Source organism: Mycobacterium pinniadriaticum, from assembly GCF_026242045.1.
Lineage (GTDB): Bacteria > Actinomycetota > Actinomycetes > Mycobacteriales > Mycobacteriaceae > Mycobacterium > Mycobacterium pinniadriaticum.
Genome location: NZ_JAPJDO010000010.1, coordinates 68365 through 82448, shown reverse-complemented (window position 1 = coordinate 82448; position 14084 = coordinate 68365). Strand labels below are relative to the sequence as shown.

The following is a 14084-nucleotide window of genomic DNA, read 5'->3' as shown; positions in this document are numbered from 1 at the left end:
GATGGGTCGGAGGATCTGCGCCGCCGCGACTGCGCTGGTGTTGTGCTTCTTGTACCTTCCGTCGTCCGCCACAACTGCGCAGGCCAGCCCAGAAGACCCCTTCGGTGAAGACTGGATCGCACTCGCCATCTCACCGGAAGCCGGTATCGGAACCTACGGCGCCGCCGGCAACCCGGACCAGGCCACGCAGATCGCGCTCGACGAATGCAACCAGCGCAGCAATGGCCGGCGCTGCGTACTGGCGACCGCAACCCAGTACGGGTGCGTCGCCTACACCCTGAACACCGTCACGCAGGCGTGGGCAGGCGGCCGCGGCCCGAATCTGGACGCCGCGATCCTGGACGCGAGGTCGAAAATGCCATCGTTCGGCGAGAACGAGGTCGTCGCAGGCGGTCAGTGCTCAAACCCGACAACCCCGCCGTGACGGCTCGCCACTTCGCCGCCGCCGGCCTAATCGTGCTCGTCGGTGCCGTGCTCGTCGAGAGCAAGTAGCGGAGCCAAGTTCAGGAGCGCGGCCCGGGTCTGTGTCTGGTCGATGTGCACGTAGCCGCGGTGTGCGGCCGCCGAGCTTTGGCCCATGATCTGCATCCGGACTTCCTCGGGGACGCCGGCGGCCTGGAGCATTGTCGCGGTCGAGTGGCGGGCCGAGTGCAGTGTTGCCGCGGATTCGTCGGGGATGCCGGCGCGACGCAACACCTGCTGCCACAGCTCGAAGTCGTCGGTCGGCGAGATCGGCCTGCCGTCGGGCCAGTGCCAGACGAGGCCGTGTGGATTCGGCTCGTGGTCGTTCTCGACGTGCCAGCGGACCATCTCCAGCAGTGGGTCGATGATCGGGACGATCCGGACGCCGGTCTTGGTCTTCGGACGGGTCCACACCAGGCTCTTGTAGCACTCGCGGTAGTCGAAGCCGTCCTCGAAGTTCCACCGCGCTTGCGGGCAGTAGGCGGCGCGTTTCCGGCGGGCCCGGTTGACCTCGCACGGGTGCACACCGTCGACAGGCTCTCCGCAGCCGTGGACCTTGGTCAGCTGCTGGAGCTGCCAGGAGAAGTCGAACAGCCCGTTGTCGAGGTCGAGGCGGTCGAGTTCCAGGCCGCACAGTTCGGCCTTGCGCGCACCGGACAGGAACGCCGCTGCCCACCGGGTCGCGATCGCCGGCTCACCAGGGCCGCGTTCGGCCTCGATCTCGATCGCCGCTCGGATGATGGCTTGCGCCTCGTCGAAGGTGAACGGCGGACGTTCGGCGGCCAGGTGCCGCGGCTTGTCCACCACCTCGCAGACGTTGCGCCGGATCATGCCGTCCTTCACCGCAGCCTTCAACGCCAGGTTCAGGGTTTGGTGTGCGCGCTGCTTGTTCCGCGACGTCGCGATCGCGCCCAGCATCATCCGGACATCCGCCGGGGTGAGCCGGTCGAGACGTTTCTTCCCAATCTGCGGGGTGATGTGCAGCCGGATGGCCTCTTCGTAGAACTTCCGGGTGTTCGGCCGCACCCGCGGACCCTTGATGTCGGTGAGCCACTCAGTCAACCAACGACCGACCGTCGTCGACGCGTTGGGGATCACCCCGTCACGGACAGCGTCCTCGAGTTCGCGTTTCTTCTCGGCGCACTTGTTGTAATCCTTTGAGTACACCCGCTTTTGGCGTCGACTACCGTCTGTCGTGGGGATCTCGACGCTACCCACCCACATGCCGTCACCGCGGAGGAACAACCCACCCTCACCCGCGGCCCGACGTTTCTGCTTCGCCTTGGCCATCTAGTCCGGCCATCCGAACTCGGTGAAGCCACCCGAGGTGACCCAGCCAGTGCGTTCGTAGATGTACTCGCCCGCCTCGCAGGCAAGTCGGAGTTGCCCATCGGCGTACGCCCAATTCCCGATGACGTTGCCGTTCCCTCCGACGAGAAGAACCGACGCGAACTGTCCACCGTTCGCTTTGATGGTCTCGATAAACGAATCGTGCACCATGATCGTTGGCGTCGGCGGCCGCCGGCCGGAGTACACGTCGAACCAGGCCGGAACGTCCTCGCCGCGGGTACTGAGCGAGAGCCCACGGCCGACTGTCGACGGCGGTCTGCGACCGAAGCCCAGATTCTTCCGCTCCGCCCGCAGCGGTGTGGCCGGCATAGGGATGTGTGATTTCTCGGCCATCACGCACGCCATTCGGCAAGGTCGGCTTCGTCGATCATCGTGACGACGATCTGGGCTATGCGCTCGTCAGGATCCGGTGCGCCGTCGTCGCGGTAGTCAGCGACCCACGCCCACACCTTGTAGGAGCCGTCGCCGAAGCCGGCCCAGAACCGAATGCCCTGCCCGGCGTCCCACGCCCACTCAGATCCGGGAACGGCGTACTGCGAATCGGGTGGTGCGACTTTGGGTGCGGTGGCGAATGGGTTGTCGGGCTGGTGGTCGTGGATGGCGATCGACGCCGAGTCGACACCGACCTCACCGAGGAGCACCCATCGACCGTTGAGGCCCGGTGCCGGCGGCGTAGGGCCGACGGCAGAGCCGCGCTGTTCGTGTTCGAGAAGGCGCCCAACTAGGTCCTGAAGCACGTTCAATTCGGCATGATCGAGCTTCTCGATCATGCCGGGCGGGAACAACCGATCATATTCGACGGCGCGCTCGACGACTCCGCGGATGGAGCCCGTCGACTGGTCGCTTGCGTGCGTCATCAGGTCGACGAACTTCGGCGGGAGTGTGAATTCCTTCGGGTACGGCGTCTTGTAGACCTCGTTGAGTTTGGCCAGGAGATCGGTCTGGCTGCCCGGGATCGGGCGGCTGCAGCCGCGGGCCAGGGGGATCGGCGGGCAGTAGCACTGTGTCTCGGCGTTCATGGGTTCGTCGTTGCCGACTGGCCGGTGCACTGGGCAGTTCCACGTCACCATTCCGCCTGCGGGAGTGAAGGTGCCGGGCCATTCGGGGATACGGGAGTCGGCTTGCCAATCGAGCGGACCATAGAGCCCTGCGGCCCACCATTGGCCGTCGTGATAGCGGACTCGGCACCGCGCTCCGTCTGAGGTGCTGGGCCTGTATTCCCACTCGCTGCCTTCGACCGGTTCGGGTCTGCCGGTCGGCCGTGGCCCTTCGAAGTCATGCGGCCCGGCAGTGATCAGAGCGCCGACCATCGGGCATCGCGTGCAGTGGTTGTTGCCGCCGATCGGTGCGTCGGTGGTCCAGAAGTGGCCGCCGCGCTCGAGGCACGCTTCAATCTGGTCGACCTGGTCTGCGGTGTAGCTCATGCGGGTGACTGTACACAAGGGACTGTACACACGCACTGTACACAAGGGTGGCGTACTCCGGAGCACTCGCAATCATCTGTGGTTTGCGGAAAACATGCTCTGTAGTGCTTGTTTGCAGCAATAGCTCATGCTAGCGTGGTCGGTATGAATGGTCAGAAACGCTGGCTCTTAATCAGCGGGTCCGGGGTTCGAAACCCTGACGGCGCACCACACGAAAGCCTCGCCTAGGCGGGGCTTTTGCGTTTCCGGAACGTTCGCCGACAGAGGCCGTCGTCGTTTCGGGAGTGAGTTCGCGACCAACCGATATCACGTCGATCACGGGTATGTGTGTCAGACTGACCTGGAGTTTTCCGGGGCGGGGCAGGCCACCTCCCCGATGAGATGAGATACGCATGAAGATGTTCCACCGTCTCGTAGCCGCCGCTCTCGGCGCTGTCATGTTGGTATGCGCATCTGATCCCTCAGCTCGATCGGAGCCTTCGGACCTCGGCTGCCCCACGCTGATTTCCGCCCTCACCGAAATGCGCAACAACCTGACCATCCCGGCATCTCTTTCCGGAGAGGATCCGGTCAAGCGCGGCGGTGAATTCGATCCAAACAATTATTTCCGAGCGTTCACCCATCTGAAGATGAGGGATGGCTTCACGGTGGACTACGTGTACCACCGCGACGGCATGGGCGGTTACCCCATCCTCTACGCCCGCCCCGTCGACCAACAGCCTTATGTCGACGAAGCGGCATATAGGGCCGCCGGGGACCACCCCGACTTCCTCCAATTCGTTGTGCCGCAAGATAATCCGGAGGGCTACTTCGAATTTTCTGCGTTTGCTATGACGGCGAACCAGTTCTATCTGGACTGGCATGCCAACTACAACGACTGGCAGGTCGTCTGTGGGATGGAAGACCTCGACAAGATCATCAACTCCACTGCCGACAGAAACTCTCCCGGCCGGCCAATGTCCGCCCAGCAACAACAGCAAGCACGAGCCATCCAGGACAAGCGACCCGCTGTTGCGATGAACGACGAGACCGCGACCGTCACCATGGTTGTTTTCACCAAGTGGGGCGGCTTCTACCGTCGCACCCTCGTGATCGACCGACGCGACCATTCGATCCGGGATGAGCAGAACCAGCCCCTGGTCGACTACGACTGCGGGGTCGCCTTCTAGCCGACGGCCGGCACCCGACACGGTGACGTTAGCCACTTGTTGCGCCACTTCCCTGACCCTACGTTGAGCATCATGGCCGACCGTGCGGGACGGTCGGGATTGGCCGCGGATACTTCCAGACCGACCGAACGAAGGGACGACGACATGAGTTCGACCAATGTGACCGTAACGCGCGATGAGAAAGGCAATGTTCACGCGCGCTGGGTTGGCTCAGTTACCTTCCATCCGAGCATTTACGGCAACCCCGAATCGTTCGGGTCGCTGATGCATGAGTGCGTTCAGAACTTCGAAAGGGAATTGAAAGCGGAGGTCAACCACGACCTCATGCATTGAGGCCGTAGGGGTTCGCCCGTATCCGGGCGAACGCCACATCGACGGGCACGGATCGCGAGCGACTCGCGAACCGGCGCACTGGCCGGGTAGCTACGAACCTCTACGGGGCCTTCTCGATCAGCGAGTCCAGGTTGCGCAACCCTGGCGGCAACTACTCGGGACAACTGATCGTTCGATCAGCGAAGCGCTACTACATGAAATCCGGCTCGCAAGTTTGCGATTGGACGGCTCGGCTAACCGCGGCCGCGATAAGGTGCCAGGCAATCCATCCACATCGGGCGGCCGGGGGGGCTTGATGAAGTGTCGGACTTTTGCAGCGGCGTTGACCGCAGCAGTAGTGTGCACCGCGACCACAGGCAGCTACTCCGGCGCGCCACCGACCGCGCCACGGGGTCACGCATTCTCCATCCCGGTGGTGCTCATGGGCGCCGTCGATGAGGCGCCGACCACGCTCGGCATCGCGGACTCGACGCTCTACACCCTGCTCGAGCAGGACATCGACGTCACGCTCGACCATCTGAAAGATTTGGGCGTCAACGCTATTCGTATCGCGGTTCCGTGGGTCTACATCGAGCCAAAAGACAACGAGGACTACAACTGGTCCAAGATGGACTACGTCGTGCACGCCGCCAGCGAGCGCGGGATGAACATCGTCGGCGTGATCACCGGCACTCCGACCTGGGCCGGTTTCCCGCTCAACGGGCATTCCAATCCGACCGACTATGCCCAGTTCGCCGCCGCGGTGGCCGCCCGCTACAACGATGCCAGCAGCATCGGCGCGATCGACGACTACGAGATCTGGAACGAGCCCAACGGCGCGCTGTTCTACAACCCAGTGGACGCCAAGGCCTACACGCGGATGCTGCAGGCGGCTTATCCGGTCATCAAGGCGAACAACCCCAACGCCGAGGTGATCGCCGGTGTCCTGGGTGCGGTGGTCACCGTGCCCGGGCTGTCACTCGCACCGGAAGCTTTCGTCAGGCAGATGTACAACGCAGGCGCGCAAGGCTACTTCGACGCACTGTCTTACCACCCGTACAACTACACATTGCCGTTCTCGATGGGCCAGACCCAAGCCAACTCGCCACTGAAACAGGTCCAAGCGATCCGGGCGCTGATGGTCGCCAACGGCGATGCCGACCTCAAGATCTGGGCAACCGAATACGGTCTGCCCACCAACTTCCCGGTCGATCAGCAGGAGCAGGCGGCCTTCATCCATGACTTCGTGGTGGCCTGGCAGGACGTCGAGGGCGCCGGGCCGATGTTCATCTACACCACCCGGGACTCCAACACCGGCGGGTTCGACGACGAGGAAAACTTCGGCCTGTTCAAGACGGACTGGACGCCGAAGAAAGCAGCCGTGACCGTCGAGGAGCTGATCCAGCAGCTCGAGAGCGGGAACCTGCAGCCCTTTGACGTCACCCCGTACGCGAACAACACCTCGTTTCTCGAATCGGCGGTGATCGTCATCCGCCAGATCATCAACTTGGCTCTGATCGTGCCCAAGGCGCTGTACCGATTGGCGGTTTCCGCGGTCACGGTCATCACCGAGGCCATCGGATCGCTGTTCGGGGTTACGCCGCCGGCTGCCGCGGCGGGCACCCCGCATAAGTCCGTGAGCGAGAAGACGGACAGGGTGACGCCAACGACAGCGAAATCTGCTGCCGCACAGCAAGACCACACGAGTATCGCCCATGCGGCACCGAGGCCGAACCTCTCGGTGCCGCGCACTACGGCCGCTGATAAGTCCCCTGTCTCCGCCGCGAGTACGGTTGATAAGCCCAAGACGGCCAAGGCGGGTGCCTCGACATCGACGCCCCTGAGGCCCACCGGTCGTCACACAGGCGGGCCTGCTCTACGTCCGTCGACACGCTGACGCTTCAAGCCACCTCCACCGCGGCGACAGCCGTTACGCGGGCTTGTGACCGCTACCGCGGCAGGGCTGCCCCTTGTTGTCGTGGTGGTCGGGCATCTTCTGACCGTGCTGTTCCGACACACTGACGGTGCGTTTGCACACCGGACATACGAGTTGCGCCATGCCGTCCTCCTCGGTCACTTGGGGTGCGGGACGGGTGTCCGAGACGCGACGCGCAGATCGACGCTGAAGTACTGGATGCTGGGCGCCTCGGCGACGATAATCTCCTTGAGCTTCGCGAACACCTTGTCCAGCGCCTCCAGGGGATCGGCCTCCCCCGGCACGATCGATATGCCGACGTCGAACCAGTGGCTACCGTATCGGGTCAGCCCGTGCGCAAAACCGGGCAACTCGGTGTGCTCTTCGGGATTCCACGAAACGACTTCGACTGCCTTATCACTCATGCGCTTCATCTTCATGACGCACCCAGTCCGCGGTAAGGGCCTTTCGACCCCGAACTCGCGCAACAGGTCTCCGCATGTGAGTGGCGGGATACGCTTCCGTCATCGAGCAAAGGAGGCGGCGATGGCCGATCTCGCGGCACTCTTCTCCGACATCGTGGGCGACACCCATCTGCTGACCGGCGAGGCCATCTCCGAGGACTACGGCCACGACGAGGCGCTGACCATCCCTCCCCAGCGCCCGGCCTACCTGGCCAAACCGGCGTGCGCCGACGAGGTGGCGGCCCTGTTGACGGTGGCGACCGAACACCGCGTGCCGGTCACCGCGCGGGGATCGGGCTGCGGCCTGTCCGGCGCCGCGCAACCGGTGGCCGACGGTCTGTTGATCTCGTTCGAGCGGATGAACGCAGTGCTCGAGATCGATGCCGACAATCACGTCGCGGTGGTCCAACCCGGCGTGACGCTGACCGAACTCGATGCCCAGACCGCCAGGGCGGGACTGAGCTACACGGTGTATCCCGGCGAACTGTCCTCCAGCGTCGGCGGCAACGTCGGTACCAATGCCGGCGGCATGCGGGCGGTGAAGTACGGCGTCACCCGCCACAACGTGCTCGGCCTGCAGGCCGTGCTGCCCACCGGCGAGATCATCCGAACCGGCGGCAAGATGTCGAAGATCTCCACCGGCTATGACCTCACCCAGCTGATCATCGGCTCGGAGGGCACGCTGGCGCTGGTGACCGAGGTGACCGTCAAGCTGGTCCCCCGGTTGGCGCACGGTGCGACCGTGCTGGCCCCGTTCGGCGACTTCGACCAGGTGATGGCGGCCGTGCCGAAGCTCATCTCGAGCGGACTGAACCCGACCATCGTCGAATACATCGACACCGTCGTCATGGCCGCGATCGTCAACGCCGAAAACCTGGAACTGGGGATACCGGAGACGATCCGGGAGTCCTGCCAGGCCTACCTCGTCGTGGCGCTGGAGAACAACCACGCCGACCGGCTCGACGAGGACGCCACAACACTCGGCACGCTGCTCAGCGACTGGGGTGCATTGGATGCCTACGTACTGCAAGGAAATTCGGCGCGCAGACTGATCGAGGCGCGGGAGAACGTGTTCTGGACGGCCAAGGCCATCGGCGCAGACGACATCATCGATGTCGTGGTTCCCCGGGCCTCGATGCCGGAGTTCCTACGCCGGGCACGGGGCATCGCACTCGCCGAGGGCATCGGCCTGAGCGGGTGCGGGCATGCCGGTGACGGCAACGTCCACGGCGTGCTGTTCTGCAAGGATCCGCAGATCCGCAAGAAGCTGCTGACCGAGATATTCGCGATGGGGATGTCGCTGGGCGGCGCGATCTCCGGCGAGCACGGTGTCGGGCGGGCCAAGGCCGACTACTTCTGCGAGCTGGAGGATCCGGCCAAGCTGGCCTTGATGCGCCGGATCAAGGCCAGCTTCGATCCGGCCGGCATCCTCAACCCCGGCGTGGTGTTCGCCGAGCCGCGCATCCCTTGACCAGCCCGCGCCGTGGCTGCTAAACATGGCTCGACAACGAAGTTTGATCGATCGCTCAGCATGCGGCGGGGCCTACCCGGGGATGGACCATGACGACTGCGCACAACACCGTCTACTACGACCCCTACGACGTCAACATCGTCGCCGACCCCTATCCGGTGTATGCCCGCCTGCGCGACGAATCGCCCGTCTACCACAACGAGCGGTATGACTTCTGGACGTTGTCGCGGCATTCCGACGTCGAAGCCGCGTTGTCGAATTGGGAGACGTTCTCCAACAGCCGTAGCGACATTCTGGAACTGATCAAGTCCGACTTCGATATGCCCGGCGGCGTGATGATGTTCTCCGATCCGCCCGCACACACGCAGCTGCGTGGGCTGATGTCGCGGGTGTTCACCCCCCGGCGGATGGCCGAGATCGAAGACCAGATCCGCAGGTACTGCATCGGCTGCCTGGACCCCCTGGTCGGTTCGGGCGGGTTCGACATCATCGCCGAACTGGCCTCGATGATGCCGATGCGGGTCATCGGCATGCTGCTCGGAATCCCGGAGTCCGAACAGATTTCGGTGCGCGACGCCAACGACGCCAACCTGCGCACCAAGCCGGGCGCACCGATGAAGGTCGCCGATCCCGACCGCATCGCCGACGGCCGCATCTACGCCGAGTACGTCGAATGGCGCGCCAACAATCCCTCCGACGATCTGATGACGGCACTGCTCAACGTCGAGTTCACCGACGACGACGGCGTCACCCGCAAACTCACCCGCAAAGAGGTGCTGCACTACACCCAGGTGGTGGCAGGCGCCGGCAACGAGACGACCGGCAGGCTGATCGGTTGGCTGGCCAAGGTGCTCGCCGAGCACCCCGACCAACGCCGCGACGTCCTGGCCGACCGTTCCCTGCTGAACCGGACGATCGACGAGACGCTGCGCTTCGAGCCGACCGGGCCGCATGTCGGCCGCTACGTGCTGAAGGACTTCGAGTGCTACGGCACGACGGTGCCCGCGGGCAGCGCGATGCTGCTGCTCTTCGGCGCCGCCAACCGCGATCCGCGCCGCTACGACCACCCCGACACCTTCGACATCCACCGCGACACGATCAGCCATCTGACCTTCGGCAAGGGTGTTCACTACTGCCTGGGGGCCAACCTGGCCAGGCTCGAGGGGCGAGTCGCCCTCGACGAGCTGCTCAACCGGTTCCCGGAATGGGACATCGACTACGCAGGCGCGCAGCTGGCCCCGACATCGACGGTTCGGGGCTGGGAGCGGCTGCCCATCCTGCTGCCCTGACGCCGAACGCGACGTTGCCCACGGCAGCGTCCGCACCGTAGACCGAAGGCTGTGAGCTGCGTCGCTGTGAATCCGCTGGGCAATCCGTTAAGGCACCTGACTGACCAGCAAAAATAGCTGTTCGGAGATAACCGGCTGACAGTTTCGATGCCAAGTTCACCGCATTGTGCTGCAGTGATGCCGCGAACGGTGTTATAGTCCTGGTTAGCTGAATCGACCAACAGCTGCCCTCGGACATCAGGTCCGGTGACGAAGTGAGGACTTAGCCGCATGGTGCCGGAAGACCCCGTTCACCACCCTGCGGGCGAGGTAGCTCCGCAAGCCTCCGCATCGGTGCCACCGATGCAGGTCCACAGCTGCAGCCGGATCGGACTGACCGCCAACCCCCCGGGCTTCCGGCGTTCACTCGGCGACTGGCTGCGGCGCCGCTAGCCGCTAGCCGTTGCGGATCCGGCGGACCACCACAACCACCGTCACCACGGTGACACCGGCCAGCGCGGCGGCCACCGGGGGCCTCGTCACGAAGCGCACGATCGCGGCCTTGACGTCGTCGGCGATCCGCTGCGGATTGGCCCGCTCGGCCAGCGAGTCCACCGTCACCGCCAGCCGGTCACGAGCCTGATCGATCTCGGCCTTGATGACCTCGGGATCCCGATCCGCCACTTCCGTCCTCCAAACTGCCGCCCTGCCGAACTACCCTAAAGCAACCCGGGCCAACCCCGATGCACCGGTAGATGAAGGGACCATTAGGTGACGGACACAGCACGCCTCGAAGTCGGCGACAAAGCACCGGCGTTCAGCCTGCCGGATGCCGAGGGCAAGACCGTGAAGCTGTCCGACTTCAAGGGCCGCAAGGTGATCGTCTACTTCTACCCGGCCGCAATGACCCCGGGCTGCACGAAACAAGCCTGCGACTTCCGCGACAGCCTGGCCGAGTTGAACGGCGCCGGCATCGATGTGGTCGGCATCTCCCCGGACAAGCCGGAGAAGCTGGCCAAGTTCACCGACCGCGACGCGCTGACCTTCCCGCTGCTGTCCGACCCGGACAAGAAGGTGCTCACCGAGTGGGGCGCCTACGGCGAGAAGAAGCTCTACGGCAAGACGGTGGTCGGCGTGATCCGGTCGACGTTCGTGGTCGACGAGAAGGGCAAGATCGAGGTGGCCCAGTACAACGTCAAGGCCACCGGTCACGTCGCCAAACTCCGCCGCGACCTCTCGTTCTAGCCAATTTGCCGCTGTCGCGGCGCCCGTTCCGGGGTGAAAATGGGGCGGTGGTCGTCTTGCGACGCCGTAGCTCTGTGGTCCTGGGGGGCCGTGGTCTAGCCGGGCGCTGGAGTCGCGTTGTGGGCCCTTCATTGTTGCCGCCGTCAGGTTTTCGGTCGAGCACGCGGATTAGACTCGAGTTTCACTTGTGCGGCTCCACGGGCGACCACATCCTTTTTTCCGGATCGAGCGTGGAGAGGAGTTGTGATGGGCGATGTTGGCTGAATCGCACGATGAGGAACAGATCATCGCCAGGGTCGCGGCCCTGGATATCGGCAAGGCCGAGTTGGTGTGTTGTGTGCGCGTTCCCGGCCCGAGTCGCAAGCGTCTGCAGGAGGTGTCGACTCATTCGACGATGACCCGCTCGGTGAGCGAGCTGGCCAACCACCTCGTTGAGCTGGGGATCGAGCCGGGTGGTTATGGAGGCCACCTCTGATTACTGGAAGCCTGATCGCCGGCGAACGCGACCCCAAGGTGTTGGCTCAGCTGGCCCGCTGCAGCATGCGGGCCAAGATCGACCGGCTCGAAGAGGCGTTCAACGGCCATTTCGGTGAACACCACCGGTTCCTGCTGGCCCGGATGCTCGGACGTATCGACAGCATCGACGCCGACATCGCCGCCCTCGACGAACAGATCGAGGCGGCCCTGGCCCCTTTCGCGCAGGCGGCGGCACGCCTAGATGAGATCCCCGGTATCGGGCCGGTCGCCGCCGCCATCATCCTCGCTGAGATTGGCACCGACATGACTCGCTTCCCGACCGCCGCGCACCTGTGCTCCTGGGCCAAGTTCTCTCCCGGCATCAAATCCTCGGCCGGCAAGACCAAAGGCAGCGGATCCACCGGACACGGCAACCGCTACCTGGCCCGCGTCCTGGGGGAGGCCGCCGTCGTGGCCGGGCGCACCGACACCTTCCTCGGGGAGCGTTACCGGCGCATCGCCCGACGGCGAGGCAAGAAACGCGCGATCGTCGCCGTCGGACGCTCAATCCTCGTCATCGTCTGGCACCTACTGGCCGACCAGGACACCCACTTCACCGACCTCGGCGCTGATCACTTCACCAAACACACAAACCCAGAGGTCAAGAAACGCAACCACATCCGTCAACTCCAAGCCCTCGGCTACACCGTTACCCTCACCCCAGAGAGCTCCCCTAGCTTCCCCAGCAGCAGCGCCTCGGTGGTGGCGGCACGCTCGAGCACACCGAGATGCAGGCTCTCGTTGACGCTGTGCGCCTGGGTTCCGGGATCCTCCACCCCGGTCACCAGGATGGTGGCGTCGGGGAAGGCGGTGGCGAACTCGGCGATAAACGGGATCGAACCGCCCATGCCCATGTCGACGACCTCAGTGCCCCACGCCTGCCGGAACGCGGCCCGGGCGGCGTCGTAAACCGGTCCGCTGGCGTCGATCGCGTAAGGCTGGCCGATATCTCCGGGGATGACCTTGACGTGCGCTCCCCAGGGGGCGTGCCGCTCGAGGTGGCGGCGCAGCGCGTGCAGATGAGCCGCGGCGTCACCACCGGGGGCCACCCGCATGCTGACCTTGGCGCTGGCGCGCGGGAGTAGCGTGTTCGACGCCTTGGCGATCGGTGTGGTGTCGATGCCGATCACGGTGATCGCCGGTTTGGCCCACATGCGCTGCGCCACAGGGCCCGAGCCGATCTCGTGCACACCGTCGAGTAGCCCCGATTCCGCCCGGACCCACTGCGCGCCGCGGTCGACGTCGGCAGCGCTTGCCTCGTACAGGCCCTGCACCGCGACGTTGCCGTCGTCGTCGTGCAGGCTGGCCAGAAGACGCACCAGCACGCTGAGGGCGTCGGGCACCACACCGCCCCACAGCCCCGAATGCAGGCCGTGATCGAGGGTGGCGACCTCGACCACACAGTCGGCCAGCCCGCGCAGCGACACCGTCAGGGCTGGGATCTCCGAGGTCCAGTTGTCTGAATCGGCGATCACGATGACGTCAGCGGCCAGCTTGTCCTTGTGGGCGGCCAGGAGTCGGCCCAGCGACGGTGAGCCGGACTCCTCCTCGCCCTCGACGAACACCGTCACCCCGACCGGCGGTTTGCCGTCGTGCGCACGGAACGCCGCCAGATGAGTGGCAATACCGGCCTTGTCGTCGGCACTGCCGCGGCCGTACAGTCGGCCATCACGCTCGGTGGGCTCGAACGGCTCCGAATCCCATTGCGCCGGTTCACCTTCTGGCTGAACATCGTGGTGGGCATAAAGCAGCACGGTCGGCGCACCGGGTGGGGCGGGGTGATGTGCGATCACCGCGGGCGCACCGCCTTCGGCGACGATCTCGACCTGTCTGAAACCTGCCTGGCGCAAGAGGTCGGCGACCGCCTGCGCGCTGCGGTGCACCTCATCGCGACGGTCCGGGTCGGCCCACACGGATTGAATGCGCACCAGGTCTTCGAGATCGGCGCGCACCGAAGGCAGCACAGCCCGCACGCGTTCAACGAGATCGCTCATGGGACCATCCTGCGCGAACGTGCACGTAGTGCTCCACCGGGGCGGCGTGTTGCGTACAGACACGCACGCTCGCCCGAGGTCAGGACGTTAGAGCGTCTCCAGGATGGCGACCGCGGCGGCGGTGTCGCCTTCGTGGGTCAGCGATACGTGGATGGTCACCTCGGCCAAATGCTCGGCGATGGCACCGGTCAGGCGCACCTTGGGCCGGCCCCACATATCGGTGATCACCTCGATATCGCGGTGGATACCCTCCGGCAGGACCGGACGCTGAGCGAACCGCGACCCCGACCAGGCCTTGATAACGGCCTCCTTGGCGGCCCACCGCGCGGCCAGGTGCCGCGCCGCCACCGAGCTCTTGTCGGCGGCGTCGCGGCGCTCACCCGGGGTGAACGTCTCGGCGAACACCGTTCCCGGCTGGTCCACCTGCTCGGCGAAGTCGGGAATGGAGACCACATCGATCCCCACACCGACTATCGCCACGCGAGCACACTAGC

At 65.0% G+C, this 14084-nt stretch carries 16 protein-coding genes, 1 tRNA gene and 1 pseudogene; 10 read left to right on the top strand and 8 right to left on the bottom strand.

Features of this window, described 5'->3' with window-relative positions:
- Position 1 precedes the first annotated feature (1 nt).
- A complete protein-coding gene (locus tag ORI27_RS13745; RefSeq protein WP_265997425.1) occupies positions 2-424 on the top strand; it encodes a DUF4189 domain-containing protein in 423 nt (140 codons plus the stop codon).
- Positions 425-450: 26 nt separating this feature from the next.
- On the opposite strand, the gene ORI27_RS13740 is transcribed toward ORI27_RS13745, so the two are convergent.
- Genes ORI27_RS13740 through ORI27_RS13730 form a run of 3 tightly spaced genes read right to left on the bottom strand, consistent with a single transcriptional unit; the run spans position 451 to position 3236 of the window.
- Positions 451-1752, bottom strand: coding sequence for a tyrosine-type recombinase/integrase (locus tag ORI27_RS13740; RefSeq protein WP_265997424.1), 1302 nt, complete (start codon positions 1750-1752; stop codon positions 451-453).
- Positions 1753-2145, bottom strand: a complete 393-nt coding sequence (locus ORI27_RS13735; RefSeq protein ID WP_265997423.1) for a hypothetical protein — start codon at positions 2143-2145, stop codon at positions 1753-1755.
- Entirely contained in the window at positions 2145-3236 is a 1092-nt protein-coding gene (locus ORI27_RS13730; RefSeq protein ID WP_265997422.1) for a hypothetical protein, read from the bottom strand. Before ORI27_RS13730 ends, ORI27_RS13735 begins: the two co-directional genes overlap by 1 nt.
- 133 nt (positions 3237-3369) lie before the next feature.
- Here ORI27_RS13730 and ORI27_RS13725 point away from each other — a divergent pair.
- The 4 genes from ORI27_RS13725 to ORI27_RS13710 all read left to right on the top strand — a co-directional run bounded on the left by ORI27_RS13725 (position 3370) and on the right by ORI27_RS13710 (position 6614).
- A tRNA-Lys gene (locus ORI27_RS13725) sits at positions 3370-3446 on the top strand.
- Between the two features lie 182 nt (positions 3447-3628).
- Positions 3629-4405, top strand: coding sequence for a hypothetical protein (locus tag ORI27_RS13720; protein ID WP_265997421.1), 777 nt, complete (start codon positions 3629-3631; stop codon positions 4403-4405).
- 72 nt (positions 4406-4477) lie between these two features.
- Positions 4478-4738, top strand: a complete 261-nt coding sequence (locus tag ORI27_RS13715; RefSeq protein ID WP_265997420.1) for a hypothetical protein — start codon at positions 4478-4480, stop codon at positions 4736-4738.
- A gap of 295 nt (positions 4739-5033) precedes the next feature.
- Positions 5034-6614 carry a cellulase family glycosylhydrolase gene (locus ORI27_RS13710; protein WP_265997419.1) on the top strand — a complete coding sequence of 527 codons (1581 nt, stop codon included), beginning with the start codon at positions 5034-5036 and terminating at the stop codon, positions 6612-6614.
- Between the two features lie 33 nt (positions 6615-6647).
- Here ORI27_RS13710 and ORI27_RS13705 read toward each other — a convergent pair whose 3' ends face one another.
- Both ORI27_RS13705 and ORI27_RS13700 read right to left on the bottom strand, forming a co-directional pair.
- On the bottom strand, positions 6648-6776 hold the full coding sequence (locus ORI27_RS13705) for a hypothetical protein (RefSeq protein WP_265997418.1): 129 nt from the start codon (positions 6774-6776) through the stop codon (positions 6648-6650).
- A 14-nt stretch (positions 6777-6790) separates the two neighbouring features.
- Positions 6791-7057 (bottom strand): hypothetical protein, encoded by a 267-nt coding sequence (locus tag ORI27_RS13700; RefSeq protein WP_265997417.1) that lies wholly within the window; start codon positions 7055-7057, stop codon positions 6791-6793.
- A 121-nt stretch (positions 7058-7178) separates the two neighbouring features.
- Between ORI27_RS13700 and ORI27_RS13695 the strand changes: the two genes are divergently transcribed.
- Positions 7179-8567 (top strand): FAD-binding oxidoreductase, encoded by a 1389-nt coding sequence (locus ORI27_RS13695; protein WP_265997416.1) that lies wholly within the window; start codon positions 7179-7181, stop codon positions 8565-8567.
- An 89-nt stretch (positions 8568-8656) separates the two neighbouring features.
- Positions 8657-9856 carry a cytochrome P450 gene (locus ORI27_RS13690; RefSeq protein ID WP_265997415.1) on the top strand — a complete coding sequence of 400 codons (1200 nt, stop codon included), beginning with the start codon at positions 8657-8659 and terminating at the stop codon, positions 9854-9856.
- A 435-nt stretch (positions 9857-10291) separates the two neighbouring features.
- On the opposite strand, the gene ORI27_RS13685 is transcribed toward ORI27_RS13690, so the two are convergent.
- Positions 10292-10519, bottom strand: coding sequence for a DUF3618 domain-containing protein (locus ORI27_RS13685; protein WP_265997414.1), 228 nt, complete (start codon positions 10517-10519; stop codon positions 10292-10294).
- 87 nt (positions 10520-10606) lie between these two features.
- Between ORI27_RS13685 and bcp the strand changes: the two genes are divergently transcribed.
- From bcp to ORI27_RS13670, 3 genes and pseudogenes are all read left to right on the top strand, one after another.
- Complete coding sequence (bcp, locus tag ORI27_RS13680) at positions 10607-11080, top strand: thioredoxin-dependent thiol peroxidase (RefSeq protein ID WP_265997413.1); 474 nt, start codon at positions 10607-10609, stop codon at positions 11078-11080.
- 253 nt (positions 11081-11333) lie between these two features.
- On the top strand, positions 11334-11555 hold the full coding sequence (locus ORI27_RS13675; RefSeq protein WP_265997411.1) for a hypothetical protein: 222 nt from the start codon (positions 11334-11336) through the stop codon (positions 11553-11555).
- 65 nt (positions 11556-11620) lie between these two features.
- Positions 11621-12079: pseudogene (locus ORI27_RS13670) on the top strand (transposase); the annotation flags it as partial.
- A 158-nt stretch (positions 12080-12237) separates the two neighbouring features.
- Here ORI27_RS13670 and ORI27_RS13665 read toward each other — a convergent pair.
- Both ORI27_RS13665 and acpS read right to left on the bottom strand, forming a co-directional pair.
- Positions 12238-13590, bottom strand: coding sequence for a dipeptidase (locus ORI27_RS13665; RefSeq protein WP_265997410.1), 1353 nt, complete (start codon positions 13588-13590; stop codon positions 12238-12240).
- Positions 13591-13677: 87 nt separating this feature from the next.
- A complete protein-coding gene (gene acpS / locus ORI27_RS13660; protein WP_059017865.1) occupies positions 13678-14070 on the bottom strand; it encodes a holo-ACP synthase AcpS in 393 nt (130 codons plus the stop codon).
- Between the last annotated feature and the right edge of the window lie 14 nt (positions 14071-14084).

What these genes read in the sequence shown, in the direction of transcription:
- ORI27_RS13695 (WP_265997416.1), top strand. Translation starts at nt 7,179, where the DNA reads ATGGCCGATCTCGCGGCACTCTTCTCCGACATCGTGGGCGACACCCAT.
- ORI27_RS13745 (WP_265997425.1), top strand. Translation starts at nt 2, where the DNA reads ATGGGTCGGAGGATCTGCGCCGCCGCGACTGCGCTGGTGTTGTGCTTC.
- ORI27_RS13700 (WP_265997417.1), bottom strand. Translation starts at nt 7,057, where the DNA reads ATGAGTGATAAGGCAGTCGAAGTCGTTTCGTGGAATCCCGAAGAGCAC.
- ORI27_RS13710 (WP_265997419.1), top strand. Translation starts at nt 5,034, where the DNA reads ATGAAGTGTCGGACTTTTGCAGCGGCGTTGACCGCAGCAGTAGTGTGC.
- ORI27_RS13690 (WP_265997415.1), top strand. Translation starts at nt 8,657, where the DNA reads ATGACGACTGCGCACAACACCGTCTACTACGACCCCTACGACGTCAAC.
- ORI27_RS13715 (WP_265997420.1), top strand. Translation starts at nt 4,478, where the DNA reads ATGGCCGACCGTGCGGGACGGTCGGGATTGGCCGCGGATACTTCCAGA.
- ORI27_RS13730 (WP_265997422.1), bottom strand. Translation starts at nt 3,236, where the DNA reads ATGAGCTACACCGCAGACCAGGTCGACCAGATTGAAGCGTGCCTCGAG.
- ORI27_RS13740 (WP_265997424.1), bottom strand. Translation starts at nt 1,752, where the DNA reads ATGGCCAAGGCGAAGCAGAAACGTCGGGCCGCGGGTGAGGGTGGGTTG.
- ORI27_RS13675 (WP_265997411.1), top strand. Translation starts at nt 11,334, where the DNA reads ATGTTGGCTGAATCGCACGATGAGGAACAGATCATCGCCAGGGTCGCG.
- ORI27_RS13720 (WP_265997421.1), top strand. Translation starts at nt 3,629, where the DNA reads ATGAAGATGTTCCACCGTCTCGTAGCCGCCGCTCTCGGCGCTGTCATG.
- ORI27_RS13735 (WP_265997423.1), bottom strand. Translation starts at nt 2,145, where the DNA reads ATGGCCGAGAAATCACACATCCCTATGCCGGCCACACCGCTGCGGGCG.
- ORI27_RS13705 (WP_265997418.1), bottom strand. Translation starts at nt 6,776, where the DNA reads ATGGCGCAACTCGTATGTCCGGTGTGCAAACGCACCGTCAGTGTGTCG.
- ORI27_RS13665 (WP_265997410.1), bottom strand. Translation starts at nt 13,590, where the DNA reads ATGAGCGATCTCGTTGAACGCGTGCGGGCTGTGCTGCCTTCGGTGCGC.